At 58.7% G+C, this 26,767-nt stretch carries 15 protein-coding genes, 3 tRNA genes and 1 pseudogene; 11 read left to right on the plus strand and 8 right to left on the minus strand.

Features of this window, described 5'->3' with window-relative positions; all coding sequences use genetic code 11:
- Positions 1 to 9: 9 nt before the first annotated feature.
- The 3 genes from M0D69_RS01285 (at position 10) to M0D69_RS01295 (ending at position 2,353) form a co-directional block, all read left to right on the plus strand.
- A tRNA-Thr gene (locus M0D69_RS01285) sits at positions 10 to 85 on the plus strand.
- Between the two features lie 953 nt (positions 86 to 1,038).
- Complete coding sequence (locus M0D69_RS01290) at positions 1,039 to 1,899, plus strand: hypothetical protein (RefSeq protein WP_301780278.1); 861 nt, start codon at positions 1,039 to 1,041, stop codon at positions 1,897 to 1,899.
- Positions 1,889 to 2,353, plus strand: a complete 465-nt coding sequence (locus M0D69_RS01295; RefSeq protein ID WP_301780279.1) for a hypothetical protein — start codon at positions 1,889 to 1,891, stop codon at positions 2,351 to 2,353. The genes M0D69_RS01290 and M0D69_RS01295 overlap by 11 nt, the downstream gene beginning before the upstream one ends.
- A 110-nt stretch (positions 2,354 to 2,463) precedes the next feature.
- Here M0D69_RS01295 and M0D69_RS01300 read toward each other — a convergent pair.
- The 4 genes and pseudogenes from M0D69_RS01300 to M0D69_RS01315 form a co-directional block, all read right to left on the minus strand.
- Positions 2,464 to 4,197 (minus strand): annotated as a pseudogene (locus M0D69_RS01300) (ShlB/FhaC/HecB family hemolysin secretion/activation protein).
- A 679-nt stretch (positions 4,198 to 4,876) separates the two neighbouring features.
- The gene (locus M0D69_RS01305; protein ID WP_301780280.1) at positions 4,877 to 5,443 is read right to left on the minus strand and encodes a hypothetical protein; all 567 of its coding nucleotides are present in this window, start codon (positions 5,441 to 5,443) and stop codon (positions 4,877 to 4,879) included.
- A gap of 166 nt (positions 5,444 to 5,609) precedes the next feature.
- Positions 5,610 to 16,154, minus strand: coding sequence for a hemagglutinin repeat-containing protein (locus M0D69_RS01310; RefSeq protein ID WP_301780281.1), 10,545 nt, complete (start codon positions 16,152 to 16,154; stop codon positions 5,610 to 5,612).
- A gap of 113 nt (positions 16,155 to 16,267) precedes the next feature.
- Entirely contained in the window at positions 16,268 to 17,986 is a 1,719-nt protein-coding gene (locus M0D69_RS01315; RefSeq protein ID WP_301780282.1) for a filamentous hemagglutinin N-terminal domain-containing protein, read from the minus strand.
- 512 nt (positions 17,987 to 18,498) lie between these two features.
- Here M0D69_RS01315 and M0D69_RS01320 point away from each other — a divergent pair.
- Together M0D69_RS01320 and M0D69_RS01325 are read left to right on the plus strand one after the other, a co-directional pair.
- Entirely contained in the window at positions 18,499 to 18,786 is a 288-nt protein-coding gene (locus tag M0D69_RS01320; RefSeq protein WP_301780283.1) for a hypothetical protein, read from the plus strand.
- Positions 18,787 to 18,829: 43 nt separating this feature from the next.
- The gene (locus M0D69_RS01325; protein ID WP_301780284.1) at positions 18,830 to 19,294 is read left to right on the plus strand and encodes a hypothetical protein; all 465 of its coding nucleotides are present in this window, start codon (positions 18,830 to 18,832) and stop codon (positions 19,292 to 19,294) included.
- Positions 19,295 to 19,549: 255 nt separating this feature from the next.
- Here the strand turns inward: M0D69_RS01325 and M0D69_RS01330 are convergent, their stop codons facing one another.
- Together M0D69_RS01330 and M0D69_RS01335 are read right to left on the minus strand one after the other, a co-directional pair.
- Complete coding sequence (locus tag M0D69_RS01330; RefSeq protein ID WP_301780285.1) at positions 19,550 to 19,846, minus strand: type II toxin-antitoxin system RelE/ParE family toxin; 297 nt, start codon at positions 19,844 to 19,846, stop codon at positions 19,550 to 19,552.
- Positions 19,834 to 20,118 carry a CopG family ribbon-helix-helix protein gene (locus M0D69_RS01335; protein WP_301780286.1) on the minus strand — a complete coding sequence of 95 codons (285 nt, stop codon included), beginning with the start codon at positions 20,116 to 20,118 and terminating at the stop codon, positions 19,834 to 19,836. The genes M0D69_RS01330 and M0D69_RS01335 overlap by 13 nt, the downstream gene beginning before the upstream one ends.
- Positions 20,119 to 21,191: 1,073 nt before the next feature.
- On the opposite strand from M0D69_RS01335, the gene M0D69_RS01340 reads away from it, so the two are divergent.
- Both M0D69_RS01340 and M0D69_RS01345 read left to right on the plus strand, forming a co-directional pair.
- Positions 21,192 to 21,341, plus strand: coding sequence for a hypothetical protein (locus tag M0D69_RS01340; RefSeq protein WP_160312545.1), 150 nt, complete (start codon positions 21,192 to 21,194; stop codon positions 21,339 to 21,341).
- A 226-nt stretch (positions 21,342 to 21,567) separates the two neighbouring features.
- The gene (locus M0D69_RS01345) at positions 21,568 to 22,185 is read left to right on the plus strand and encodes a chorismate mutase (protein WP_301780287.1); all 618 of its coding nucleotides are present in this window, start codon (positions 21,568 to 21,570) and stop codon (positions 22,183 to 22,185) included.
- On the opposite strand, the gene M0D69_RS01350 is transcribed toward M0D69_RS01345, so the two are convergent.
- Positions 22,182 to 23,327, minus strand: a complete 1,146-nt coding sequence (locus M0D69_RS01350; RefSeq protein ID WP_301780288.1) for an exonuclease domain-containing protein — start codon at positions 23,325 to 23,327, stop codon at positions 22,182 to 22,184. The genes M0D69_RS01345 and M0D69_RS01350 overlap by 4 nt on opposite strands.
- 387 nt (positions 23,328 to 23,714) lie before the next feature.
- Here M0D69_RS01350 and M0D69_RS01355 point away from each other — a divergent pair, with 387 nt between their 5' ends.
- Positions 23,715 to 23,969 carry a hypothetical protein gene (locus M0D69_RS01355; RefSeq protein ID WP_301780350.1) on the plus strand — a complete coding sequence of 85 codons (255 nt, stop codon included), beginning with the start codon at positions 23,715 to 23,717 and terminating at the stop codon, positions 23,967 to 23,969.
- A 548-nt stretch (positions 23,970 to 24,517) separates the two neighbouring features.
- Positions 24,518 to 25,672, plus strand: a complete 1,155-nt coding sequence (locus M0D69_RS01360; RefSeq protein WP_301780289.1) for a porin — start codon at positions 24,518 to 24,520, stop codon at positions 25,670 to 25,672.
- A 95-nt stretch (positions 25,673 to 25,767) separates the two neighbouring features.
- Here the strand turns inward: M0D69_RS01360 and greB are convergent, their stop codons facing one another.
- On the minus strand, positions 25,768 to 26,328 hold the full coding sequence (gene greB, locus M0D69_RS01365; RefSeq protein ID WP_301780290.1) for a transcription elongation factor GreB: 561 nt from the start codon (positions 26,326 to 26,328) through the stop codon (positions 25,768 to 25,770).
- Positions 26,329 to 26,467: 139 nt separating this feature from the next.
- Between greB and M0D69_RS01370 the strand changes: the two genes are divergently transcribed.
- Both M0D69_RS01370 and M0D69_RS01375 read left to right on the plus strand, forming a co-directional pair.
- Positions 26,468 to 26,544, plus strand: a tRNA-Arg gene (locus M0D69_RS01370).
- Between the two features lie 78 nt (positions 26,545 to 26,622).
- Positions 26,623 to 26,699: transfer RNA gene (locus M0D69_RS01375), tRNA-Arg, on the plus strand.
- Positions 26,700 to 26,767: the final 68 nt, after the last annotated feature.

Consider the following 26,767-nt stretch of genomic DNA (forward strand, 5'->3'; position numbering starts at 1 on the left):
TTCTCTGATGCCGGAATAGCTCAGACGGTAGAGCAGCGCATTCGTAATGCGAAGGTCGGGGGTTCGATTCCTCTTTCCGGCACCAACAGGTTTTCCCGCAAGTTCCCAGTTTGTCCTAAAACCCCGGCACCGTACTGGTTCCCGGGGTTTTTTGTTTCCGTGATGTTCCTCCGAGTTCAACCTGAGTCTCACTGGTTCGGGGGTATATCTGGGGGTATGCTGGAAGCAGTTGGGGGTACGTCCTCCGATCCTGGAGAACCGCCATGGGCAAGACTTCGGGGTTATCAGACGCGCGATGCCGGCAGGCAAAATACAATCCTGCGGGATCAAGCACTTAGCCCGATCCTTGTGATCGGGCTTTTTGTTTTTCCTTTTCATGTAACCACTGTGTAAGCACATCCCCAAAAAACGGCATCGATATCCGAATTCAGAAGCCTCCAGGCAAGGTTAGAGTGGTCTGCGATTCGGGGCGCGCCTCTCGCACTACAGTGTAGTTTCAGTTTGATACGATCATTACTTGGTACGAAGTTTGTTGTCCGTCATCCAAGTCCACACTCCAAGATTCTTTCCTCGAGAAGGCTTAGTTCGATAGCGCACGCAAAGCCAAGTGCAACGTTTGCGTTGCGAACCTAACAGCCTAGTATCAACCGCATGCTCCTCGATTCTCTAACCACAAACACTATGGCATTCGTGGCGGCGAGCAGCTTGTAAGGACTGAAACGATACCTATCCTATACCGCCACATTTGGGATCAAGGCACCGGGAAACTAATCGCCCAGCTTTAGAAATCCCAAAGCGCTGCGGTACAAATGAGGTCAATCATGCGCGTCCTAGCCAAGTCTTGTTTAGTCATTCTCGTCGTGACCCTGCCACTTACGGGTCACGCGCAAACGCTGAGTCGTCAGCATGGCTTGCAGCAAGACCGCCCCGCGCCACCAGCGTTGTCGAACTCTGATTCGCCGGCCCAGGAATCCATACAGGCTCCCGCGTATGCACCAACTCAACCAATGATGGCAGCTCGCGGTTGTGTTACGCCGTATGGTGCTTGCCCTCTCCCGGGTAACCCGCCTGCTGGATATCCGTGTTGGTGCAACAGCGCTCAGGGACCGATTAACGGCACGTCGCAGTAAGGGGGCCAATATGGCGGACGCACACAGCACTTTAACGCGCCTGAAATTTCGGCCAGCGCTTGCGGCCGCCGTTGTCATCGCCGTCCTTTTGTTCTCGCTGGCGGGACTGACCATCTTCTGGAGTAAGCCGGTCCCGGGTCCGACGGTGGTACTCGATATGTCCGATAAAATGGAGCACTGCAGAACGACAATGCGTCAGCAATTAGCTCCCATAAAGCCGGTGGTTGATTCTTTGTACCAAATCTCCGATTTATGCTACACGGAAGTACGTCGCGAAGCCTTGTTGGGCGACTTTAATATCCGACGTATGACGCTAGTCGGTCAGCAGTTCGAGACCTTAGTGATTATGTGGATGGTTGTCGCCATTACATTTTCAGGAGTCATCCTTGCGGGCATTCAGCTTGTCGCTGCCTATCGCCTTGCAGCGGACGGGCACGAAAAATTCGGCGGCGACCAAAGTGATCTGAGAATAGAACAAGGACATATCTCCTTAAAATCGTCAGTTACGGGGTTGCTCATTCTTACAGTTTCATTCGCATTTTTTATAGTATTTGTGAGGTGGGTCTATATGATTCCGGATGACCCATCGTCATCCGAAGTGGCGAATGCCCAGCGAGTTTCGCAGTCCACCAGCACCTCCCCGCATGTCCTTCCCCAGGTTGGATCGTTAGGCATTCCACCTCAAGCAGTATCTGGCGCTAGTTCTCCACAGGCGGCTACCATCAAACCGAGTTCGAATACAAACTCGAAAGCGAAGCATGCACCCTAGCTTCCGAGCCTTCCTGTCAGGCGCGCTGGCCGTACAGGACGATCTGGATGCGGAACAGATAGACCGCGTGTCCCGTCATCTCGGCGGCATCGCCACGGTCTACCTGGCGCACGATGCCGTCGCACACTCGGTCGCGATGCGCATTTCGGGCATCATGTCGCCCGACGATATGCGTATCGTCGAGAAGCGCATCGAGAAATTCGCGGAGGAGTATTGCAGCGCGGGAGCCATCCTTCTGAGCGAGTGGAACGGCCTGTCCCGATGGCTCGTCGTCGGGATGAACTGGCAGGTCCAGTGCCTCCTGAAATTCGCGGCCGTCGAAGAGCAGTTTGCTCGGCTCGCGCAAAAGGACATCGACTTTCTGGTGCGGCTAGAGCCGAACGAAAGCACTCAGGGCCGGCGCGGAAATCTCGTTACATCGTTCTCGGTGACTGCCGATGAACCTTCCCGGTAATTACACCATCGCGTGACCGTCGAACGGTGATGACGACGATAACAGCCCACGAGTAGTGACCCGACGTCTCTTAATCCGTAGGTCGACATGTTGATTTTTTATCCCGAATTTTAGAACTGCGAAGTCAGTTGGAATCCCATCGTCACGCGTGCGGTCGGAAAGCTTTTCGGTTTGTAAAGGGGCGTGCCCGCGAACAGGTCATAAGCAAAAGAACCGAACTTGACCGCCGCTGAACCTCTAAAGCCAATAACCGCGCCGGCCAGTTGTGTTCCTGCCAGCACAGCAGTGTTTTGCCCATATACGTGCCCGTAGTCGATACCAGCGTAAACCGATTGCCCCGTCGATCCGATCGGTATTTGCAGTTCGTTGCGCCAGAAGAAGCCGCGCTCCGAGGCCAGCTACGTCTCGCCGTCAAATCCCCGAACTGTGTAGCGGCTGCCGATCGAAAGGTCATCGATGTAGAAAAGCTGGTCGTTGGTGAACTGCCCGTGAAAACTCGTCACGTATCGCAGCGCCTCGCTTGCGATCCGCAACGGTACAGAGAGGTTCGCGTCAAGCACAGCCATTTTGAAACGATAGCTGGGACCGCCCGTCTGCGCTGACGTGTCGGGTGTCGCTCCTAGCCAGCCGATGCCCTGCCGGTACGCGAGGCTGCCGTCGAACTGCGTCGATCCGAAGAAATGCCGGTCGGTCAGCCCGGCTTCGACAAAGGTATTGTCCCGGCGCTGCTGTGTAATCTCGGTGTCTTCGATATAGCTCGCGCCAAAGCGCTTGGTCAATCGCATCTCCATGCCGAGCACATCGGCCTGGCTACGGCTTAACACGCGCTGAAGCTTGAGATCGAGTGTTTGACTATTGCCGCTGGAGACGAATGTCTGGTTGACGCCAGCGATCTGCTGGTAATACGTGTTTGTGTTGCCCGTAAGCGTGGCAGTCCAGAATCCATAAGGAATCGAGTAGAACGCATTCCAGCCGTGCGAGCCGCGCGTCTTGTCGCCGAGCTCAAGATCCTGATTCGCGCCCACATTGAGGATATCGTTCAACCCCAATAGATTGTCGATACCGATGCTCACGTTACCCTGCAGCTTGCCTGTCGCCCGCGTGCCCGAGTTGTCGACGGATGCGATGAACGTCCAGGGTTTCTGGCGCGTCACCGAAATCACTACATCACTTTCGCCAGGCTGTTCGGTGGGAACGATTTGCATATCTACGTCTTGGCTGGACACGCGCTTCATCTGCTCTAGACCTTGCTCAAGTTCGCGTAGGTTTAGCAAGTCGCCTGAGCGCGCGGGGAAAGCAGTTTTCCACGTGCCGCGCGTCGATGGATCGGCAAAGCGCAGTGCACGGATGACGCCCGGTATCAGTGTGAGTTTCAGTTCACCACCCGACACGTCCTGCTGAGGCACGAGAACCCGCGTGGTGACATAGCCGCGGCTCAGGATGGTCTCGATCAGCGCCCCGACAATCATCTCAATGCCTCGCTTGCCAACACACTGCCCCGAGTAATGCGAGAGCCAGTCCTGCGCGAAAGCGAAGGGGTCCAGAGGCAACGCCGAGGCGCCTAGCTTGCGCGCTGAATCGGGTAGCAGCGCCGGCACATCGAGCGCGAAGCGATCGATGCGGAAGCACGGTGTTTCAGCCGGAAGGCTGGGATAGGCGTCCGCCCGCGGTGCGCTCGATTGAACGGAAGGCGCATTCACGACACGTGCGCGTTCTCGAGCTTCGCGCTGCTGGTCCAGGAGCTGATTCTGCTGAGCCGCTGCGCGTGCTGCGTTTGCAGCATCGGTCGAAGCAGGCAGGGTTTGCGCCTGAGCACCGAAATTGACGGTCAACAGACCGGCCACTAGTGCGAGGTTGATCGTCGTGGATGCGATTTTGGTTGTTTTCAAGAAGCAGCTTGCGGGAAAATCGCTAAATGCTTAGCGAATAAAGCAACGCACAGAAGTTTGTTTTAACGGCGCTGATTGGGAATTCTTTAGTGCGAAGGAGTTCTGACCGTGACTCGCGTTTACATCGTTGGATGAACTCCAGCGGTTTTCGTTGTGGCCTGACGTCCCCGGGCTACTGAGACAGAAACCGTACGTTCGCTTCCAGCGATTCGCGCGTCTCGCAACGCGTGCTTTTCCCACCCCGATAGAATTGTCGTCCGTGTTCCGACCTGGCGAAAATGGCCCCGTCGCATCAATAGTGGGCGTCGCTGTTCCCTGCAGATTCAGAGCACTCCAGCAGTACGGGGAATTCGTCCCAGCCGTGCTGAATCGGGTTCATCACAGTCGACAATGGCGTATTCAACATGGACTGATTTTTCAAAAAAGGAGTCGTTCCATGCGCCGTCATTGGTAGCTTACAAGCCAGTTGTGTTATACGCCGCGCTCGCCGGAGTCGAAGCGTTCACCGGCAATATCTTCTGCGCCTATTCGAATGCGAGGTCTGACCGGTCTTGTCCTTGTAGACCTGTGCAAAGTCCTTGGCGCTGTCGTTCGCCCAATTGCGTTCGTGGGTGCAGTTGCCGGTTATGCCGGTCTAACTACGAGCTACATAACCAAAAAATTCATCGAGCAACGCCAGATTGCGGGCAATTGCTTCTGTCGAAGCTTCTGACGTAAAGCGTTCGGAATCTTTGTATGACCAGAAATCTGCCGGCCCGAAATAGTGCGGACCGATCCCCAGAGATAGCACGCTCAGACAAATATTTCGGTCCTTGACGATTGCATACTCAACAACATGCTTTCTATCCACTAGAAATCTAACGTAGTATCTTTCACCGCTCCCCGGTGCTTGGTCTGCAAAAATAGCAACATGCCTATTTTCATGCGCTTTGTAGAACCCGTTTACACTTTCATAGAGCTGGGCGAAGCTCGTCATATCATCATTTAGTTGCACGTTAGAATCTCGATTTGTCCGGCACAATACGATTCGCATTGTCTCTTGCCACTTGCGTTTATCCGGAGGCAACTGGCGGTTATACAGATCTCTCCCGATAGCAGCATGGCAGTCAGGATCATTGTCTAACGACCAAATCTGTTCCTGTCGTATAGCCACGCCCCTAGCCCGCAGACAATAGCCGCGAATGGGACGAATTTGCACCATGCGTAGATTCTGCTCAGTGTCGGCAAGTAGTACGTCTTGTATCCGTGGAACCACACTATTAGAGGGATCACGCCGAGCTCAATCACCAGTGCTCCTATCGTGAACGTAAATAGACATATCAGAAGGTATACGAGCAGTGCTCGAATGTTGAGGGTCATTTGCAGACTCATTTCTTGACGGGCGACGGACTAAGCAATATACCCGTGATGCCGTTTGTGCTTTCTGAACCTGCCGCACCCATCGTAGTGCCCAGAAGTGACGGCAACACACTCGGCGATACAGATTTCGAGACGCCTAGGCCGAGATCGACCCACGTCGGTTGATACCAGGGGTTCAGTTTATTGTTCAACGCTCCTTCGATTTTTCCACCTACCAAGTAGCCGGTGACCGACCCGGCCGCAGCGCCTGCGATACCAGTATTTGGATTTTCGCCTTTATAGGCTGATCCAGCGAGTGAGCCGCCAGTATTGATCAACAAGCCTGGCAGTATTCCCGTACCAAACGTGAGCGCGCCAGTCAGGCCCGCCATCGTTGTGTCGATAGAGTTAATCTGACCATTGTTGAACACATACTGCGCACCCGTGTTCACTGCGGCCCCGATGCTACCGCCGGTCGCCATGCTCATGAGAGAGGGTGCCCCGCCTGCCGTTGCAATACCCAGCCCGATCATTCCAGCGCTAGCGATCATGGAACTCACCGGGTTGTTTTTGATGTTGCTCGTCACCAAGCCGTTATAGGTCTGTCCGTTGCTACCTTGGGAAGTCCCCAGCGCATATGCGACTTGGTTCTGCCCGATGTATTGTGCGTTGTAGCCGTGATTCCAGTAGTTTGAATCGGTAGATGACGCATTGCATTCCAGCATCTGGCATCCGAGGATTGATCGCACCTGATAGTCATGCACACCTCCGTCTGCCTCAGCGGTTTGCCCGTCAACGTTGCGCTGTAACTCCGCAACGATTCGACCCTCAGCGTCTTCAACTGAAATACCGAGTTGCTGCGCGACCAGCTTAGCTTCCTTCTTGGCGAGGTCATATTCGCTCTGGTGCAATTGCCGGTTGTACCGATCCGCATTCGACGCTCCCACCGCTCCCGATGATCCTCCCAGCGCCGCGCCAATCCCACCAGCCTCGACGTTGTTCACAAGGTTCGTCACCGCCGCGCTCACGTCCGGGTTCGTGATCCCGAGTTTACCGGTCAGTTGTTTCGCCAGATCGCCCGTGGCCTGAGAAGCAAGCACTGAACCGGCTGTTCCGGCAGCAACCCCCAACGCATTCCCCCCACCCAATCCCACGACCAATGCCGAACCTGCCCCATGAAGTGCCGCCCGATACGCGCCATTGTCAGCCCAACCATCCGCAGTGGTCTGTGCCGCATTGAGTGCAGCCTTGTTCGCGTCACTCGGATCTGCTTGATAAGCTTGCTGCGCAGCCGTCAATTGCTGAACGGCTGCCTTCTCTTTCGCCGTCGCAATATCTCCGACCGTTTTCGCAACCGCTTCACCTGCCGCACTGGTGGCGGCGGCCATATCGGCTTGATTCGTGAGGATGTTGTTCAGGTCCGGACTCTTGTTCAGAACCGTGTTTGTACCGGCCGTATCCCGCGACAAGCTCGCCAGATCCTGCGTTTGCTGCGTCCCGTTGGTCAACACAATACTGCCGTCGCTCACGGCGCTTCTGGTTGTGCCATCCTGACTCCCGTTTGAGTTCTGGGGCAAGGCAGGCAAGATACTGCCCGTGTTCGAGCCCGACGTGGGACCCGTCGGCTTTTCGACCGACTGACTACCGGTCGTCATGGCGCCGCTAATTCCCTTCGTCGATGCGCTGTAGTCCGCATGATTCTGAATGTCGCTAAAAGTCAGCGTCCCGGTCGTCAGGCTGTTCTGGTCCGCGCTTGCCGTGCTGGAAATAATGCCGCCCTTCAGATCGGTATTGCCCTTTACCGCGATGTTGAATCCACCATCTCCGGCCGAGATGCCGGTCTGCTCGGCAACACTCGCGTAGTTGCTTGAACCGTTCTGGTTTTGCGCACTGAAACTGCCCGAGCCACCACCATACTGGCTGTAACTGACGGAACCACCCGCGCTCTGCTGGTGCGCGCTCGATTGCGCTGTGTCCTGCAGGCTTTGGAGATTTAGATTTCCGCCGACGTTAGCGGTCACGGTATTACCCGTCACGGTCGCGCCGGTCAGGTTCGTGTCGCCTTGAGAAATGATGCTGGCGGTATCGGTAGCGGCAATGTGCGTGTTGTTCTGCGTGACGCTCGCATTGTCTGAGTTACCGCTCGCCTTCGAGGCCGAGGCAGAGCCACCCCATCCGTTCGTACCGTACGAAACGGCCAGGCTCGTGCTGCTCGACTCATTGGTACTGTGGCTATTGGCCGTATCCTGAGATGCCAGCAAGTTCACCTGATTCGCTGCTGCGAGCGCGACGTTCGTCCCTGAGACGTTGGACCCGACGATATTCAGATTTCCGTTCACCGGGTTGCCTTGCGCGTCGCGACCGGTAGCGGTGAGTGAGACGTTACCGCCGCCGCTCAGATTCGAGCCCAGATTTGTAGTGCTGTTGTCGCTTTCCGTGGACTTGCTGTGGCTGTTGCCCCAACTGAGCTGGACCGCCATGCCCTGCATCCCGTTCTGCGTGCTACCTGCAATAGCACTCCCGCTATCGTACGCATCGCGCGCAGCCGCGATTCCGTGCAATGCTGCGGCCCGTGAATCTTCGCTCTTCGACGCGGACCCGGTCTCCTGCGAAGTATTTTCCGCGAGACTGATCAAACCACCCGTTGCGCCCAGCGTAAGGCCGCTCGTTTTCGATTCCTGCGATTCGTCGTGATGCTGTGTGGTGACGGCTGAATCGATCGTGACGTTCGCTGCGGTTCCCGTAATGTTTTGCGCTGCAAGCACGTCACTGCCCGTGATATGCAAGGTGCTGCCCGCCCCGAGGGTCACACTTCCATTGGTACTGCCGACAAGGCTGCCTACCTGCGTTATCGACTGATCGTTAGTCGCCGTCTTCTGCGCATCGGTGCCGTATGACAAGCCGTCACTGGCTCCAATCCCCGTTAGGCTGGACTCGTGATAGGTGCTGCTTTGGCTTGTGTTCTGCGTGGTCCCGATGGTCAGATTCCCGCCAGCCCTCAGGCCAACATCGTTAGTCGCGGCAATGGTTGAACCCGCTACCGTCAAGTCCTTGCCCGCGATGGCGCTGACTGAATCAGCTGAAACAGTCGAGCCAATCGAATTCGTTGCTTGCGAGCTGCTCGTGTCGAGAGTCTTCTCTTCATCGAGGAAGCCAGAATGGTGCGTTTTCGCCCAGCTATCGGCATCGTGGGTTTCAGTGACGGCACCAACCGTCACATTGCCCGATGCCAGCAGATTTGCCGCCCCGGTTTGCGTGGTAACCGAGGAACCCAATATCGCCAGATCGCCCGCGGTCGCAGCAACGACTGGATTGGTGGCAGCAGTAACGTTCATTGCCTGCAGCAGAGAATTCGCGGCACTGGACTGACCCGCAGCGAGCGTTGCTGCACCCACCGTCTGAACGCTGCTGCCCTGAACCGTTTCGTCGTAGGACGATTTCGTGTATTGGCTTTGCGAACCACCGAGCGACGCTTCGCTATGCGTGTGCGTATCAACCGCCGCCGTTACCGTCAAATTACCCGCTGCGACCAGCGTCGCGCTGTTGCCCGCTTGCACGCTGGAGCCGGTAATGGTCGTGTTCCCGCCCGATATGCTCAGCAGGTTCGCACCGGCTGACAGCGTACTGCCCAGGTTCTGCGTGACGCTGTCGTGCCCGTAGTTCTTGCCATCGGCTGTCTGCACGTCTTGCGAGGTGGTAAGCGCAACCGTTTCCACGTTCAGATTGCGTCCAGCCGCTACCACCGTGTTGGTACCGGCCGATATAGTCGCCCCCACCACATTCACGTCGCGCTGCGCGGTAACCGTCGTGCTCCCTGCGGCACTGATGGCGGCGACTGCCTGCACGCCCGTGCTCAAGACACTCGAAACACCGCCGTTTTCACCACCGGTCGCCATTGTTTGCGACACGCCGATCGTTTGGGTTTCGTTCACGACATCCCGACCGGCGCTCACCACGACATCCTGCCCGCCGATACGCCCGCTCAGGTTGCGAACATCCTGCACTGCAATCACTGTTGTGGTGCCACCGCTTCCAATCACGCCTTGGTTCACGATGTTGTTGCCGAGAATCGTTGTCGCCACGTCGCTCACAATGTGGCCGCTGTTGTTGACGGTGTCCGCCGCGTTCATGTCCACCGTGTTACCCGCAACAAGCGCACCGCTGCCCGCAAGATCCACTGTATCGGCCTGCGCCAGATACAGCTTGGGTACCAGTACCGATTGATGTGTGCCGTCAGGCAGTGTCACATCCTGCGATACCAGCCACACCATGTCGGTGGTCAACTGCTGCATCTGCGCATCCGACAGGCCCACACCCGGAGTCAGATTAAAGTCCTTTGCATACGTCACGCCATTGTTCATCAGACCCTTGTATTCGTCCATGTTGTCCGAATAACCGGCGAGGAACGTGCGCCCCGTGAGAGCGGTGACCTGATTGCGTACGAGTTGCTCTTCATACGCGCCATCGCCCAAGCGTTTTTGGACCTGGGTCGGATTGAGGTTTAACGCGCCCAGCATGTAGTCGCTCGATACAAAACTCGTGTACTGCGTAAAGCGCGAATCGGTCGCGACCAGATAGGGTTGCGTCGGCGCCGTGCGAACGGTGTACAGCCCGTTGGTCGGCAACGCCAGATCAGGCAGGCCGCCGGAGGCTGTGCCCAGCGTCTGCGGATGGAGCGTCATGCCGCTTGCCCCGGATAATGTCGAAGCACCGTGAACGGCAAGCGTGGACACGCCGCTGGTGCCGGACAGACTCGCTGCGGAAACCGAGCCCGAAGCACCTGCGACTAACATGCCGCCTGCGGTCGCCGATACGCCACCCGCGCTGCCCGGAATACCGGACAGACTGTTCGCGCCGATCGAGCCCGAAGCACCTGCCACCGACGTACCGCCCGAAGTTCCAGTAGTAGATACCGTACCGGCGCTGCCCGTCACCCCACCCAACTGCGTGCCGGTGGCGTTGCCGCCCGTGACGCCATTGCCAGTTACCGTTGCCCCCAGCCGGTTCACCGCTCCGACGGTGATGTTTTGTGCATCGGTCACCAAGGCTTGATTGGCCGTTGCAATCGCCGGCAACCCACCGACCGTGGTCGCGGCCGTCACCTCCGCCGGATACAGCACCACCTGGGTGTCGCTGTTGTTCCCCGTTTTCTGGTGCCAATAGAACGTCGACGTGTCGGTCTCGCTTGTAGTCTGCTGGAGCAAGATGCCAGTGTCGTTGACACTGCCTCCTGTCGCACGCCGAATCAGGTTGCCGCCCGCCGCCATTGTCGAGGACTGGTTGTTGATCGACCCGCCGTCGCTATTGATCCGGATCGTGCCTTGCGCCTGGATCTTCGCAGCCGCCGTGGCGCTAAGCAGTTGGTCCGTTGTGGTCGTGATTGCAGCGCTACGCGAGATTTCGCTGTAGTCGTGCGAGTCGGGTCCGAGGTCATAGCGCATCCTGACCTGATCCGGCCGGATGTTTTTAGCCGGATCCCAGTCGGGCCAGAAGGTGATGGAATACGTCGAACCGTTATCCTTGATGCTCTGGTAGTACTGCGTCGGATTGGTCGTGATGGTGCGGGTGAGTTGCGGCGCGGGTGTAAATTCGTCGCTGTCCCATGTCCCGGTCGAGTCCGTGTAAGTGTCCGTTGGCGCAACCGAAATCGACAGCGTCTGCGCGCTCGCATTAAGGTTCGTGACCTGTGACTTCGGCACCGTGACCGTGATCGGATGCATCAGTGCGCCGATCGTCGCCGTGCCGATCGCGCCCCCGCCCCAGTTCCATTCAGGATAGGTCTGGCTCTGGTAGTAGCCAAGATCGTCGCCGGTAATGCCCGCCGTCCAGAGCGAGAGCGTTTGCGTACTTGTCTGCGGTGTGCCCGCTTGCGTGACAATGCTCGTGCGGTTGTTGTTCACCGTGTGCGCCGCGATGTCGATGCTGCCGTCCGCTTCTATATCAGCCGAGCGGTTCGTGAGCACATTCACCTGGTTGGCGAGCATCCCGGTCCCATCGCGACTACCATCCCGCGCGATTTGCATATCCCCCGCGCTGTAGATCAGCGCACCATCGAGATTCGACACCGAATTGCCAGCATAAATATTGACGGCCTGCGCACCGGCGATCACGGCGCGCGAACCGATGTTCTGCACATCGGTCGCATTCACCTGCACGGCGTTACCGATAATGGTTGCCGTATTGGCCAGGGTTGCGCTCGTCGTGTTCACGGCGTCGCCTTCGATGCGCCCGTCATTGGCCAACGTGCCCGCAGCGTTCACATTGGTCGTTGCTCCAACGAGGTCGCCGCTCGCGGTATTGGTCACATTGGCGCCGCTCACCGTGAGCGTGCCGCCCGCACCCAGGGTCGCGGTGTTGGTGACGTTACCGCTCGCGGCGAGCGTCAACCCGCCATCGGCATGCAGGTGATTCGCTGCGCCATTAGTGTAGTCACCCGCAAGCGTCAAACTCAGGTTGCGGCCCGCTGTCATCTCGCCGTCGCCGACAATCGCACCGCTCGCACTGATGTCGCGGTTCGAGCGGATGATGCCACCCTGGTTGTTCAAATAAGCGACATTAGCGGACACGTCCAGCCCGCCGAGCAGCGTGCCACCGTTATTGGCCATCGACACGCTGGCCTGAATCAACCGCAGGGCCGTGCCCCCGTAGAGCATGCCACTGGAATTGTTCACGCTTGCGAAGACATTCAGGTTCAACGCACCCGAGCTCACCACTTGCGCACCCGACATGTTCGACAGGCTCTGCGCATTCACGGCGACATCGCCGTTGCCACCCAGGACACCCGCCGCATTTTCGATACTTGTCGCAGAAATCGTCGTCGCGCCGTCGGCGGCATTGGTAAGGCGCCCCGCTGTATTGTTCACGCTCGCCCCCGACACGCTGAGCGCGCCATGCGCCGCGCTCGTGCCGTTCGCCGTGATGGTCCCCTGGACATTCGTCACCGCGCCGTCTGCCTGCACGGCAAGGCTTGCCCCACTCTCTGTGAATCCGGCCGTGTTGTCGAACTGGCCGTGCGTGGTCACACTCGCGCCCGTGTTGCCGTAGAGTGTGCCGCCGCTGCGGTTCGCCACGTCCGAGGACGCCACCACGTTCAAGGTCTGTTGAGCCGAAATCGTACCGCCCGTGTTGTCGAGGCTTCCGAGTTGCGCCACAAGCGCGCCATTAGTACCGATCCGCCCACCGATATTGGTATCGGCGCCGGCGGCGCTCAGGCTGAACTGGCCGGCGCCCGCATGCTGGATCACACCGTGGTCGTTGATCAGGCTTGCCGCTGTGACTCCCAGGTAGGTAGCGTTGCTCGACACCGTACCCGACGTGTTGGTGAAAGTACCGGCGACGGTGATCTGCTGGTTGGTTGTGCCGTATTGCGTGAGCGTACCGCCCGAATTGTTCAGACCACCTCGCGAGGTCACGGCGAGTTGCGTGCCTTCAAGGCGGCCGGCCGAGTTATCGATGGAAGCCGCGCCAACGGAGGCGGTACCGCCCGCACTCAAGAGCCCCGACTGATTGCTGAATGCACCGGGTATCTGAACGCCGACATTGCCGGCAGCAACCAGTGAGCCGTTCGCGTTATTCACGCTCTGTGCGGTAAGCGTCTCATTGCCGGTTGCGCTCACATCGCCCGAGTTGGTGATCTGCGCGCCCGACAGCGCCACGTCACCGTTGCCGCCAACGAAGCCACGCACCGAGCCCAGCGCTGCGTTGGTCAGTGCCTGTTGCGCGGCGACGGACGTGAGCCCACTGCCGGCATTGGCGATTCGTCCTCCCGTGTTGTCAACACCCGAACCGGACACGCTCACGGTCGATCCCGTCCCCGCTGCTTCGATCGTGCCGCTTCGGTTCGTCACCGTGCCCGTCGCTTGCACCGCTTGCGAGCCGCCCGCATGCAACATGCCGTTCGTATTGTCGAGCGCACCTTGAACAGTCAACGCCGAATTGTTCTGAGCCGAAATCGTGCCCTGCGCGTTCGCCAGATTCGCCGCATTAAAAACAACGTTGCCGTTGGTCGCGAGACTCCCGTCCACGTTGCTCACCGTGCCTTGCATGGAAACACTCAGCGTGCCGTTCCCCGAGTGGGCAATCTGACCGGTGTCATTGGTCAGGCTAGCCCCTGTCACCGTCAGGTTCGTCGCGTTCGATGCAAGTTTCCCGCCGGTATTATCGAGAGCGCCTCCGGCGGCAATCGCCGTATCGACGGTTCCAAACTGGCTGATGGTGCCCTCTCGATTGGACAGGTTACCCGTTGTCGTGATGCTAAGGTGATTGCCCTGAATCGAGCCGGATCCGTTGTCGATCGATGCCGCCGACAGATCCGCTTCGACCGCCGAGAGTGTGCCTTGGGTATTCGTGAAAGCTCCAGACACCGCGGCGGTAAGTGTGCCGCCGGCGCTGGTTGTCCCCGAGCTATTGTCAAACGACTGCGCGTGCACGGTTGCGTCACCGAGCGCGCTGATCTGGCCGTGATTCGCCAGTGCTCCGGTGGCCGTCCGAAATGAGCCATTCGTGCCGATCAGACCGCCCGTGGCCCCACCTGCCGTAGTGCCCGCCGCGTTCGTGAGCGTTCCCGTCGTCGTAATCGACAACCCGTCACCGTTGAGCGACACCAACCGGCCCGCCGTGTTGTCCAGCGAGGCCGAGGTGCTCGTCAGCGCACCGCCCGCCTGGATCTCGCCTTGCGTGTTCAGGATTGCACCCGTTGTCTGCAAGCCGATGGCGCCGCTCGCAGTGAGTGTTCCGGCACTGTTGTTGAATTGGCCCGCGACGTTCGCATCCCCGTTGGCCGAGACCAATCCAGCGTTGATGACCTGCTGACCTGATAACGTCACCCCCCCGTTGCCGCCGATGAATCCTCCGGCAGCATTGCTCAAACTCTGTCCAGCCGAAACGGTCACGATGCCATCGCCGACGTTGGCCAGGCGACCCGTTGAATTGTCCACGCTCGCACCCGCAACGCTCAAGCTCGCGTGCGTGCCTGCAGCCTCCACGGTGCCGCCCTGATTCGTGATCGCGCCATCCGCCTGAACCGTTTGGGATCCGCCCGCATGTAGCAGCCCGTTCGAATTGTCGAGTGCGCCGTGGACCGTCAGCACCGAGTCGCCCTGCGCTGAGATCGTGCCTCGCGCGTTCGCCAGACTTTCCGCGTTGAAGACCGCGTTGCCATTGGTCGCGATGCTGCCCGACACGCTGCTCGCAGCACCTTGGACTGCCACAGATAAAGTGCCCGTGCCCGCGTGGGCAATCTGACCGGCGTCGTTGGTCAGGCCCGTGGTGTTCACCGTCAGATTTGTCGCGTTTGAGGCAAGCTTCCCGCCGGTGTTGTCGAGCGAGCCGCCAGCGGTGATCGTCGTGTCGAGGGTTCCAAGCTGACTGATCGTACCTTGGCGGTTGGACAGGTCGCCCGTTGTGGCAAGGCTCAGGTGATTGCCCTGGATCGTGCCAGCGCCGTTGTCAATCGACCCAGTCGACAGGTCTGCTTCCACGCCCGAGAGCGCGCCTTGGGTGTTCGTGAGCGCTCCGGATACCGTAGCGCTCAGCGTGCCACCGGCACTGGTTGCCCCTGAACTATTGTCAAACGATTGTGCGTTGACGGTAGTGTCCGTTAGCGCACTCATTTGGCCGTGATTGGCTAGCGACCCCGCTTTCACTTGCAGCGCGCCGTTGCTGCCGATCACCCCGCCTGCTGCGCCACTGATCGTCGTACCCGTTGCGTTTGTCAGGGCTCCTGTCGTCGTGATCAGCATGCCGTCGGCGTTGAGCGACACCAGCCTTCCAGCCGTGTTATCGAGCGACGCCGAGGTGCTCGTTAGCGCACCGCCCGCCTGGATCTCGCCCTGGATATTCTGAATGGCCCCCGTAGTCTGCAAATCAAGCGCACCGCTCGCGATCAGCGTGCCCTTGCTGTTATTGAGCGCTCCGTTGATTTGCGCGCGGCCACTTGCTGACACCGATCCAGCATTGGTGATCTGCTGGCCCGACAGGGCCACATTCCCATTGCCGCCAATCAACCCTCCGGCCGCATTGCTCAAGCCTTGCTGCGCTGATACGGTCTCCGCGCCATCGCCGACATTCACTATGCGCCCAGTCGAATTGTCCACGCTCGCACCCGAAACGCTCAAGCTCGCGTGCGTGCCTGCGGCCTCCACGGTGCCGCCCTGATTCGTGATCGCGCCACCGGCTTGCAGCGCTTGAGATCCGCCCGCGTGCAGCAGTCCGTTCGCGTTATCGAGCGCGCCTCGAACCGTCAGCGCCGAGTCTCCTTGTGCTGACACCGTGCCCTGCGCATTCGAGAGACTAGCCGCATCAAGAATCATTTGGCCGTTGGTCGCGATGCTACCGCCTACGTTGCTCGTGGCGCCCTGGGCACCTACCGTCAGCGCACCAGTTCCCGCGTGCGCAATCTTGCCAGCATCGTTCGTCAGGCCGCCCGTTGCAAGTGTCAGATTGGCCGCGTTCAGCGTCAGCGTGCCCGCGGTATTGTCCAATGCACCGCCAGCGGTCAGGGTCGTATCGGCCGTACCCAACTGCGTGATCGTGCCGCTGCGATTCGAGAAATCGCCCGTTGCGGCAAGGCTCAAGTGATTGCCCTGGATCGAGCCGGAACCGTTGTCAATCGACCCAGAAGAAACGTTAGTGTTCGCACCGGAAAATGAGCCGCGAGTGTTCTTAAGCTCCCCGGTCACGGTGGCGCTCAGCGTGCCCCTGAGGTCGTCGTCCCCGACGTATTGTCGAACGCTAGTGCGTTAACCGCGACGTCTCCTAGCGCATTGATCTGCCCGTGGTTGGCGAGCGCTCCCGCGCTGAGTTGCAGCGCGCCGTTGGCGCCGATCACGCCACCCTGCGCACCACTCCCCGTAGCGCCCACCGCATTCGTCAACGCACCCGTGCTCGAAATGGACAGTCCGTCGCCATTCAACGAAACGATGCGGCCGGCCGTATTATCGATCGAGGCGCCTGAAATACGCCCAGCGCCCGCTGCCTGGATGGCCCCTTGCTGGTTGTTGATCGCGCCCGCACTTTGTACGCTGGTGGTGCTAAGTGAAACGACCTGGCCGGCCTGATTCGAGACGGCGCCCGCAGTGATGCTGATCGGCCCCTGCGCGCTCGTCGATGCTCGGTCGTTAATCAGGGTCCCCTGCGCGCTCGCATTCAACACGCCGCCCGTACGCGTAGTTGCGCCTGTCAAATCGAGGTTGCCCGCACTCGCGGCCACAGTCAGGTTGCCGTTCGTCGAAGTTTGGCTGCCGGAAAGGCTCGCGCTAGCACCTTGCACCGACGCATTGCCGCCAGCCACGTTCATGCCGTTGGCAGACACCGAGTTCACGGCGCCGAGCGTCAGGTCGCCGCTTTGCGCCATCGAACCATCGGCATTGACGCCCGCGCCCAACAGGCCGGTCGAGGCGATAGTGCTCCCGTTGACCATGGCGTTTTGCTGCGCAGCGAGACTACCGCTATTGGCAATCGTCCCACCTGAGCTCACTGTGACCGATTGCGCGGCATACGTCGTGCCGCTATTGGTGATGCCGTCGCGCGCCGAAAGCGATACATTGCCAGTGGCGCTCGTCTGGCCAGCGAGCACCAGTTGCCCCTGCGTGGTGAGGGTTAGATCGCCCGCCTGTGCCGCTTGTACCCCACGTAGCGACACCCCGACACCTTGCTCGGTACCGACCAGGACGATGCGGTTGGCATACATGCCGCCCAACTGGCTCACGTCGATGCTCACGCCGGGCGCCGCACCGGTCCCGGCGATCGGCGTAGCCACCAGCGTGTCGTAGTCAACCTGATTCGCGCCTGTAACAACGTTTAGATTGTTCGCGTAGATCGCGGCATTGGCGGTGACCGCTCGCGCGATCAGATCGATTTGGTCGACATTCGCTGCATTCAGGCCCGCGCCCTGAACCGTGATCATTCCACCCGTCACCGTAAAACCAGAGACGTTTCCACCCGCATCGAAGTTGGGCGTACCTGTCGTAAGCGTGGCTCTGGAGGTGTTGATGAAACCACCACCGTCGACCAGGATGCCATTGGCGTTGGATAGGATTACCTGAGCCTTGGGGCCTGCAACCTCCAGATAGCCATTCAAGGACGACGGTAAATTGCCCGTAACCTGATTCACGATAATTCGCGCGGACTGGCCCGGCGCGAAATTTGGATTACCGTTGATGTAGCCCGCTTGCTGGGTTTGGACAATCGTGGACGAGTTGTTGAGAATCACCCCAGCGTGGGGCACCGACAGTTGTGAATATGCGTTGGTGGAAACCCCAGCACCAGAGGGTGCGACGATGTTCACCTGCTGCAAGCCGTTCGCTGTCTGAATGACCGTCGGCCGACGTGCGCCGGCGTTTGGATCGGCTACGACCTGTGCGAAGACAACCGTGGGCAACACGCAAGCCAGCACAGCGAAAGCCACCTTTCGATCGCGTAAAATCGCGAGGCCGTGTGGTCGGTCCTGTCGGCCGTGACGCCCTGTGCGAGCACCGCGGTACCCACCCTGACTCGCTTGACGTCCAGTGCTAGCGGTTTTCTCAACGGCAACCAACATTCCCCGATGCCGATTGAAAACCGACCGATGGCTTTTCGCATTCATTGTTCGACCCGATTCTCATTAATTACATTTTTAAACAAAATGTAACATGATGTAACGGATTATTGTCTGAACAATGTGCAAAAAATGCAAACTCTAGGCCAAACCACAGCTTCGAAGGCAGCTAGACCACATAAATCGCCATCGCGTGCACGGATGCTGACGTCGGCCGGCAGATCGGGCATCTCGCACTGGATTTGCCGTTCTATGGCGCCGGTGTCGTCAATGCCCACACTGACGCCATCCCCGCTCGCGGTAGGTGTGAAGGTCACATCTCCCGAGAAAGCGTCTGCCAACTGGGAGACCCGTGTTTGCACACCTGATGCAGCCTGGGTTAAGTGCCTGAGCCCGAAACTGAACAGTCGGAGACCGAGGACACGCTCAGTCAGTTTGCACAGAAGTGGGCGCGTGCCGGTGCGGTCTTCAGCAAGAACCTGTATGGCGATCTGTCCTTCTTGCCGATCGGGCTTGAACGTCATGTCGAACTGCACCGAACTGGACGATCTGGACCAGCAGGTCCGTGCGATGCGTGCGCGACAGGCGTGGATTCTGGCGCGACTGGAAAGGCCGGCGTGATTGCATTCACCTGCGGGATCACTGGCAGCGTGCCCGGCGCCGGAGCATGATGCCGCATCGTCACCTGCGGCGCGGAGGTAGCGGAGAAATCTCATGGAGAAGGGAGACTATGTCCTGTCCGGCGCGCTGGCCGTACAGGACGATCTGGACGCGGAACAGATAGACCGCCGCGTATCCCGTCATCTTGGCGGCATCGCCACGGTCTACCTCGCGCGCGACGGCGTTGCGCACTCGGTCGCGATCCGCATTTCGGGCATCATGTCGCCCGACGACACGCGCATTGTCGAGAAGCGCATCGAGAAATTCGCGGAGGAGTATTGCAGCGCTGGAGCAATCCTTCTGAGTGAATGGAATGGCCTCTCCACATGGCTCGTCGTAGGGATGAACTGGCAGGTCCAGTGCCTGCTGAAATTCGCGGCCGTCGAAGAGCAGTTCGCCCGGCTGGCACAGAAGGACATAGATTTTCTGGTGCGGCTTGAGCCGAGCGATAGCGCTCAGGGCCGGCGCGGAAATCTCATTACATCGTTCTCGATGGCTGTCGAGGAACCATTCCGGTAACTACGCCGCGAACGCGACCGCCGGTCAGTTGTGCGCGCGCGACGCCGCAACTGCTGCCGAAGACCGTGCTGAGCCGTCTACCTGGCGTCGCAGAATCTGCCAGCTATCTTCTCGTCACCTCGCGCGAGGAAAGATGACGACGATCATCTGGGTAACATGTGCATGAAGCCCTTCTATACGAGATCAGCAAGGGTTGCAGCTCCATCAGCTACGGAGTACGAGAAGCGTCGTTGAGCGCCTCTGATTTCGCCCGTGTCAACGCTGATACCGCAGCTCCCTCTGACTTCGGACCGCGACAACAAACACGACGTCCAGTTCGGGGATAAACCGATACAGCGCAAGATAACCATTAGCACCGGTTGAGATAACCAGCTCGCGCATGCCATCGCTATCCGCGAGGCGACCGATCTGCGGGCTCGTTTGCAGAATGTCCAATGCCGCCACGATCTCATCGATCCGACTCACGGCATGATCCGGCGCGTACGTCGCAAGGAAGTCAAAAACACGATCAAAATCGTCCTGAACTTCCGGCGCGACGATCAACCGCGCCATTTTGTCGCCTTGGGTGGAAGGGGCGAGCGGCCACGTGCGCGCTCGGCCAGGTAACGGCGCATGTCAGGCCACTCGACGCCCATTCCTGTCTCCAGCAAATTCGCGAGACGGGCATTCCCCTCGGCGAGATAGCCGCGACGCAATTCTTCGTTGGCGACCTTTTCAGCAATGGCATCGAGCATGAAGCTATGTGCCGTTGTTTCCGTGTTTTCCGTCAGTTTGGCGATACGGTCGCGCAGTGCCGGCGACAGGCGTAGTGTGGTCGTTGGCATGGCAGCCTCGAAAAGTGACACATTTGTGCTACATGATACGCCCGCCCTGAATCCGCGCAAGCGCCACATCACCGCTGGGCCCGTCGCCTGCAGGCGTGTAATGTCGAGCATTGCGTGGATCGTCGATCGGTTCTCTTATTGCCCGAATGCACGCCATCTGTAGCGGCATCGATCAACCGTTCGCGCAGGTGGGCGGGCGGACTTATTAACCCCTGCCGCTTTGTGAGCGGCACTTGGCCTTCGCCGAGCGATCGCAACCGCTGCTGCCAGGCCGTTCTGCCATCCACGCACTGCCGGTATGCGGTTTCGCCAGTATGAAGTAAGCAGCGGTATATTTCTCTGGGGTACGTTTGGGGGTATACGGATTACTTGAAAAGCAAAAACCCTCACCCAAAGGCCATTGCCGTTTTTCGATTCCTCTTTCCCCCAAGCTTCATTTCAAGAAACCCGCGTCGCCTCCAGGCCTCGCGGGTTTTTTTACTTTTCAAGCCGCATCTCAAAAATTATCTTTGAGATCAATCAGTCAGTTCATTCACTTAAAGTGAAACTTTAAGTTGGCGTAATTCATAAACTCCCCGTCGTTTCCCCGATGCTTTCGCTCTGCTCAATTTGCGAACATTCATTTGTATGAATACGTGTGCTTTCAGACATTGCAAACTGTTAAATTTTTTTAAAGATAGATAAAACAGTCAACCGCAACGGAATTGTGCCGTTATCACTAATGAGGGGACTCGCTTTTAAGCGACGGCTCGCATCTATGGACACAGAATCGGCGGTGGGAGACAGCCGGACACTTTGAAGCAGTTTGCGAAATATTTGCTGCTGCGCGACAAAGCATCGGCAATAAATGGACGACGAGTTAATCAGCGGAAAAGGTCAGCAAAGTAGTCGGCAAGGCGCCGCTGAGATGCGGGGAAATATCGGTTGTTGAGCAATAAATTATCACAGCCTTAAGTCACGCTGCTGGTGTTCCGTTAAAGCAACACAGGAACGGTGAAATGTTCCAACCGCGCATTCGACGCTAGCGCGAAGCCAGAGTCGAGATTGATAATCGACCTATACAAGGAGAGAAAATGATGGACGCCAAGCCGACGAAAATCCCGACGCCCGACAAGGTCGAATGTCCGGATCAAGAACCGGTCGGGGTTGAATTCCTCGCAGAGCTGCCCGAATACGTCCGGGCATTCTTCGACGAACAGCGTAACCTGTGCGACCCGAAGTAATTGCTGAAACGCGCAGTACACCAACGGCGTTTGCAGATGTCCTGCAAGCCGCAGTTGCTGCACGCGTGAACGTTGCGGCATGTCTTTGCAGCAGCGCTGAATCAACACGCAAGTACTAATAGCACGACCGGTTCAGGTTTATAACGCCACGCGCGTCGCGCGTTTCACGATCGCCATCATTGCCATGAGTTAAGCTGCCGCTTTCTCGCTCGGGCTCCGGTTATCCATGCTTCGCCATTCCCTTCTGCACATTCAGCTCGCTCTCCGCGCCATCGCTTCGCTGGCGGCTGGTTTCATCGTCATCATGGCTTGTTCGTCGGCGGCTCTTGCTGACGGCGACGACACGCCGCTCACCAATCTCATCGCGTTGTCCTCGCAACGGCTGGCGCTCGCCGAGCCGGTCGCGCGCTGGAAGTGGGCCCACCACGAACCGATCACCGATCAACCCCGTGAAGCCGCGCTGCTGGCTGGCATCGATACCCGCGCGAAAGCCGCCGGCATCGATCCGGCGTTTGCGCAGCTTTTCTTCCGCGACCAGATCGAGGCGAGCAAGGACGTGCAGAACGCACTCTTCGATAACTGGCGCAAGTCACGCGCGCCGGAAGGGACCCCGCCGGACCTCGCCCGCGATACCCGGCCGCAACTCGATCGCCTGACGAACGCGCTGCTCGCCGCGCTGGCCGGCGTGGAACCGCTCCGTCATGCCGATGATTGTCCGCTGCGGCTGGCCGATAGCATCGCGCGCTGGAAACATCTCACCCGCTATGATTCCGCCCAGAACGCGCCGCTCTCGCGCGCGTTGTCGCATGTGTGCGCTTCAGGCGGTGTGGGCGCTGTCGGCTAGACCGGCTCGCCGGACAAGCACGCGGCTGCCGCAAGCGGTACGACCGTCAGACCCCGCGACAAGCGTTCGCTGAGAATCCGGTACGTCGACAGCTCGAAGCGCGCCGCGGGTGCTGCCGAACGCAACTGCACGGCTTCGTCGAGCGTCGCGGCCATGCCGAAATACTGCCAGGCATCGACGACATGCCAGACGCGCGTGCCAGTCGTGGCGTCCGTTTCTTCTATCGCGATGGCGCCCGGATACGCCCAAGGCGCGTGGCTCGGGTCATCGCGATGCGCTTTGAACGCCCGGTTATGCGCGGGCCGCAACCGTGCAACCGAGCGCCCTTCCGCCAGCATCGCGCCGATCTCGCCGCCGGTCGCCGTCCACTCCACGCGGCGCACGAGCTCCGCGAGCCGCAGATCCTTAGCCGAGCGTTTCACGCCCGACAGATGCGCACGCACGCGCTGGCGCAACCGCACGCTTCGCCCGACGTACAGCGGCACGTCGTCCTCGCCATAGAACACATAGATGCCGCAGCCGGCCGGAATCTGCTCGATCGTGTCTTCATCGATGTCACCCGCGAGCCGGAACCGGCGCGCCACCTGTTCTATATAGTCACGCAGGACATCGGCGGAAAACGCGCGGTGCAGATGCTGCCAGAATTGCCAGAGCAGATCGGCGTCGGCGAGTGCCCGATGGCGGGCGGCCGGCACAAGCGCGTGGCGTTCGATCAGCGCATCGAGTCCATGCCGGCGCTCCGCCGGATAGATGGCCCGCGACAGCTGCACTGTGCACAGCACATCGGGCTGGAACTTGATGCCGGCGCGCTTGAACTCGCTGCGCAGGAAGCCGTGATCGAACCGCGCGTTGTGAGCAATGAACAACCGGCCTTCAAGACGGGCCAGCAAATCAAGCGCAATGGTCTCGAACGTGGGCGCGTTGCGCACCATCGAATCGCTGATGCCGGTGAGTTGCTGGATAAAGAATGGAATCGGCTGTTGCGGATTGACGAGCGAACTCCATTGCGTCACGCCGGCCGGCCCGACCTCGACCACACCAATTTCAGTGATGCGATCTACGCCGAAGGCGCCACCCGTCGTTTCGAGATCGACGAAAACCAGCGGTTCTGAACTGACGATATTGGCAACGATTGGGAGCACAGCGCTGACCGCTAAAAGAGAAATGGGCGCGATCCGCTTTGGAGATGGCGTATCGATCGGGCATTTTAGCTCACGTCCCTTCGACCACCGGCTGTTCCATATAGACACGGCGCCCGCTGGCGACCATGTGCGCCGACCGCGCGATACGCCGGGAAGGGCAGCGCGCCTGCGCAATCGGATCAGGACTGAGAGGCACGACCCATCGCAATAGTGGTGAATCAAACCGGCGATACTCGCCAAAAGGAAATATTTACTTGGGTTGTAACCGTACTTATAGAATCGTAAGCGTTTACGAGCCTTGTTACCGAAAGGGGCTCTCGGCATCATAAAAGACGACCACACGCACTTTTAAAGGAGGTCATTGCTGTGACGACCGAACTCAAAAGCATGTTTTCGTGGATCAGGACGTTGGTCGCGCCCCGAGCATTACTCGAATCGCATTCGGCTTTGGATTTCGACCCGGCATGGCACGGCGATCACTGGCAAAACCTGCTGTCCTCACCAATGGATGCACGCCATTACGTAATGGAAGACTGGGCAATATCGAGTCCGCTGACTTTCGAGAGCGAAGCGACTGAATCGCCGGAAACCGCGAAAGAAGCCGAAGCCATTCTGGACGAAGAGATGGGAGCGGCTAACTAGATGAACAGCGTCTGAAACGGGCTCGAGTTTGCAGTCCGTCCAGGCGAAAAAAAAGCGCGACTGGGAAGTCGCGCCGACAAGGTTTGGAGATCTTTTCCGTCAACGAAAAAGTCTGCTTTGGAAAGCAGCATTTGAAGTATAACGGCCCACTATCTCGCAATCATCAACAGATCTGGCAATCATCTATTGCTGTTCTGTCAATAATCGGTTTTTAGGATTGATGACGTTGCATTTTAACGATACCGCATGTAGCAATTGCGCAACGAACCGCTGTTGACACCCCGCGCCCATCTCCGTCAATCCCCCGCAAAGCCTTACTGGTAAAGCCTTAGACGGCGTTTATTAATCATTGCCGATCGCAGAATACTTTATTGCGTAAATCGGAATGCCATCGCTGTAACACCGTCTTTACACTTCGTCTGATCCGGAAACGACTGTGTCTTCTGTTGGCACATGAAATCACCTGGCAGCGCCTCTCGCAGCGCGTCGAGTGAAGGTTTCCTTCAAGCCTGGGTTGTCAGACCCAAATTGCTCTCGGAGTTACAAAGATGAAAAAGACTCTCATGGTCGCCGCCCTGTCGGGCGTATTTGCAACCGCCGCTCACGCTCAAAGCAGCGTGACGCTGTATGGTTTGATCGACGCTGGCCTGACGTACACGAATAACCAAGGCGGCCAACATAACTTCAAGATGACGAGCGGCTCGGTGAACGGCAGCCGTTGGGGCCTGCGCGGCGCTGAAGACCTCGGCGGTGGCCTGAAGGCAATCTTCACGTTGGAAAACGGCTTCAGCATTGCTAACGGCACGCTGGGTCAAGGTGGTCGTGAGTTCGGCCGTCAGGCATTCGTTGGTCTGTCGAGCACCCAATACGGCGCTGTGACTCTCGGTCGTCAATATGACTCCGTGGTCGACTATCTCGGCCCGTTGGCTCTGACCGGCACGCAGTACGGCGGCACGCAGTTCGCACACCCGTTCGACAACGACAACCTCGACAACTCGTTCCGTATCAACAACTCGGTCAAGTACCAGAGCGCGAACTACGCTGGCTTCAAGTTCGGCGCACAGTACGGCTTCTCGAACCAGGCTGCTGGCTTCTCGAACAACCGCGCTTACAGCGTCGGCGCATCGTATAACTACGGTCCGTTGAACGTTGCTGCAGCTTACTTGCAGTTGAACAACTCGATCACGGGCGCAGGAGCCGCTGCGGCGCTTTCGAACAGTGGCGGCGCTGTCGCTGGCGACAACACGTTCGTAGCAGGCCTGCAGCGCACGTTCGGTGCTGGCTTGAACTACGCGTTCGGTCCGGCAACGGTTGGCTTCGTGTTCACGCAAACGAAGCTTGAAAACGCATCTGGTATCTCGGGCGGCGCAATCAGCGCGACCAACGGCGTTGGAATTGGTAACTACGCTCGCTTTAACAACTATGAGCTGAATGGCCGTTACGCACTGACCCCGGCCCTGAGCCTGGCTGGTGAGTTCACCTACACGGACGCTCGCCTCGATGGCGTGAAGCCTAAGTTCGAACAGGTCGGCCTGCAAACGGCGTACTCGCTGTCGAAGCGTACGGACGTGTACCTGCAAGGTGAATACGTTCACGCGTCCGACCTGGGCGGCACCGGCCTTGGCGCTCCGATCACCGGCGTTGGCATGTCGTCGACCCCGAATCAAGTCTCGGCAACGGTTGGCATTCGTCACCGCTTCTAAGTCTTGTTCGACGTTGTATCGATGTGAAAAAGGCGCCGCTTGCGGCGCCTTTTTTTCGTCTTGAGTCCCTGCGTTAGTACTTCAGGTCAAGCGCCTCAGACCTTCGGCGGATAACGTACATCGAGGATATCGATTTGCTGGACGCCTGCGGGCGTGTGCAGCGTGACGGTATCGCCGACCTTGGCTTTGAGCAATGCACGGGCGATGGGCGAGATCCAGCTCACGTGCCCGACATCCAGATTCACCTCGTCGACGCCCACGATTGTCACCGTGTGCACTTCTCCATCGTCGCCGGCGTAATCCACCGTGGCGCCGAAAAATACCTGGTCGAGATTCTCCTGCCGGCTGCTGTCCACCACTTCCGCCAGGTCGAGCCGCTTCGTCAGGAAGCGAATCCGCCGGTCGATCTCCCGCAAGCGCCGCTTGCCATAGATGTAGTCGCCGTTCTCCGACCGGTCGCCATTCGACGCCGCCCAGGAAAGCAGTTTCACGACATCCGGCCGCTCCGCGTCCAGCAAATGCAGCAGTTCGTCGCGCAGACGCTGGTGTCCTGCGGGCGTGATGTAGTTCTTGGTGCCGAGAGGTACGCCCGGCGGTTGCTCGAGATCGAGATCGTCGTCGCTCTCGTCCGATTCTTTGACAAATGCTTTGTTCATGGTGCAAACCGCTCAAAATAACGTAAAGAGGAGCGAGATAGCTCCTCTGCAAGGTAACACGAAGGAGATCGGTATTACAGAAATCGAGGCGGAACCCTTCCTTTTTTGGGAGAGCTTGGCTATACTCTTGGTCTCGCGTGCGGCTGTAGCTCAGATGGATAGAGTACTTGGCTACGAACCAAGGGGTCGTGGGTTCGAATCCTGCCAGCCGCACCACTTCTTCAAAGCGTTTCAGTTGTTTTGTTTCAAGCAAGCGTTTCCTGCATCAGCTTTTTGTATTACCCTGCTTCATGCGCGGCTGTAGCTCAGATGGATAGAGTACTTGGCTACGAACCAAGGGGTCGTGGGTTCGAATCCTGCCAGCCGCACCAGTTTTAGAAGGGCCTTCCTCGCGGAAGGCCCTTTTTGTTTGCGCACGGCGTTTGCCGGGCTTCCGAGG

Source organism: Caballeronia sp. SEWSISQ10-4 2 (genome assembly GCF_030464885.1).
Taxonomy (GTDB): Bacteria; Pseudomonadota; Gammaproteobacteria; order Burkholderiales; family Burkholderiaceae; genus Caballeronia.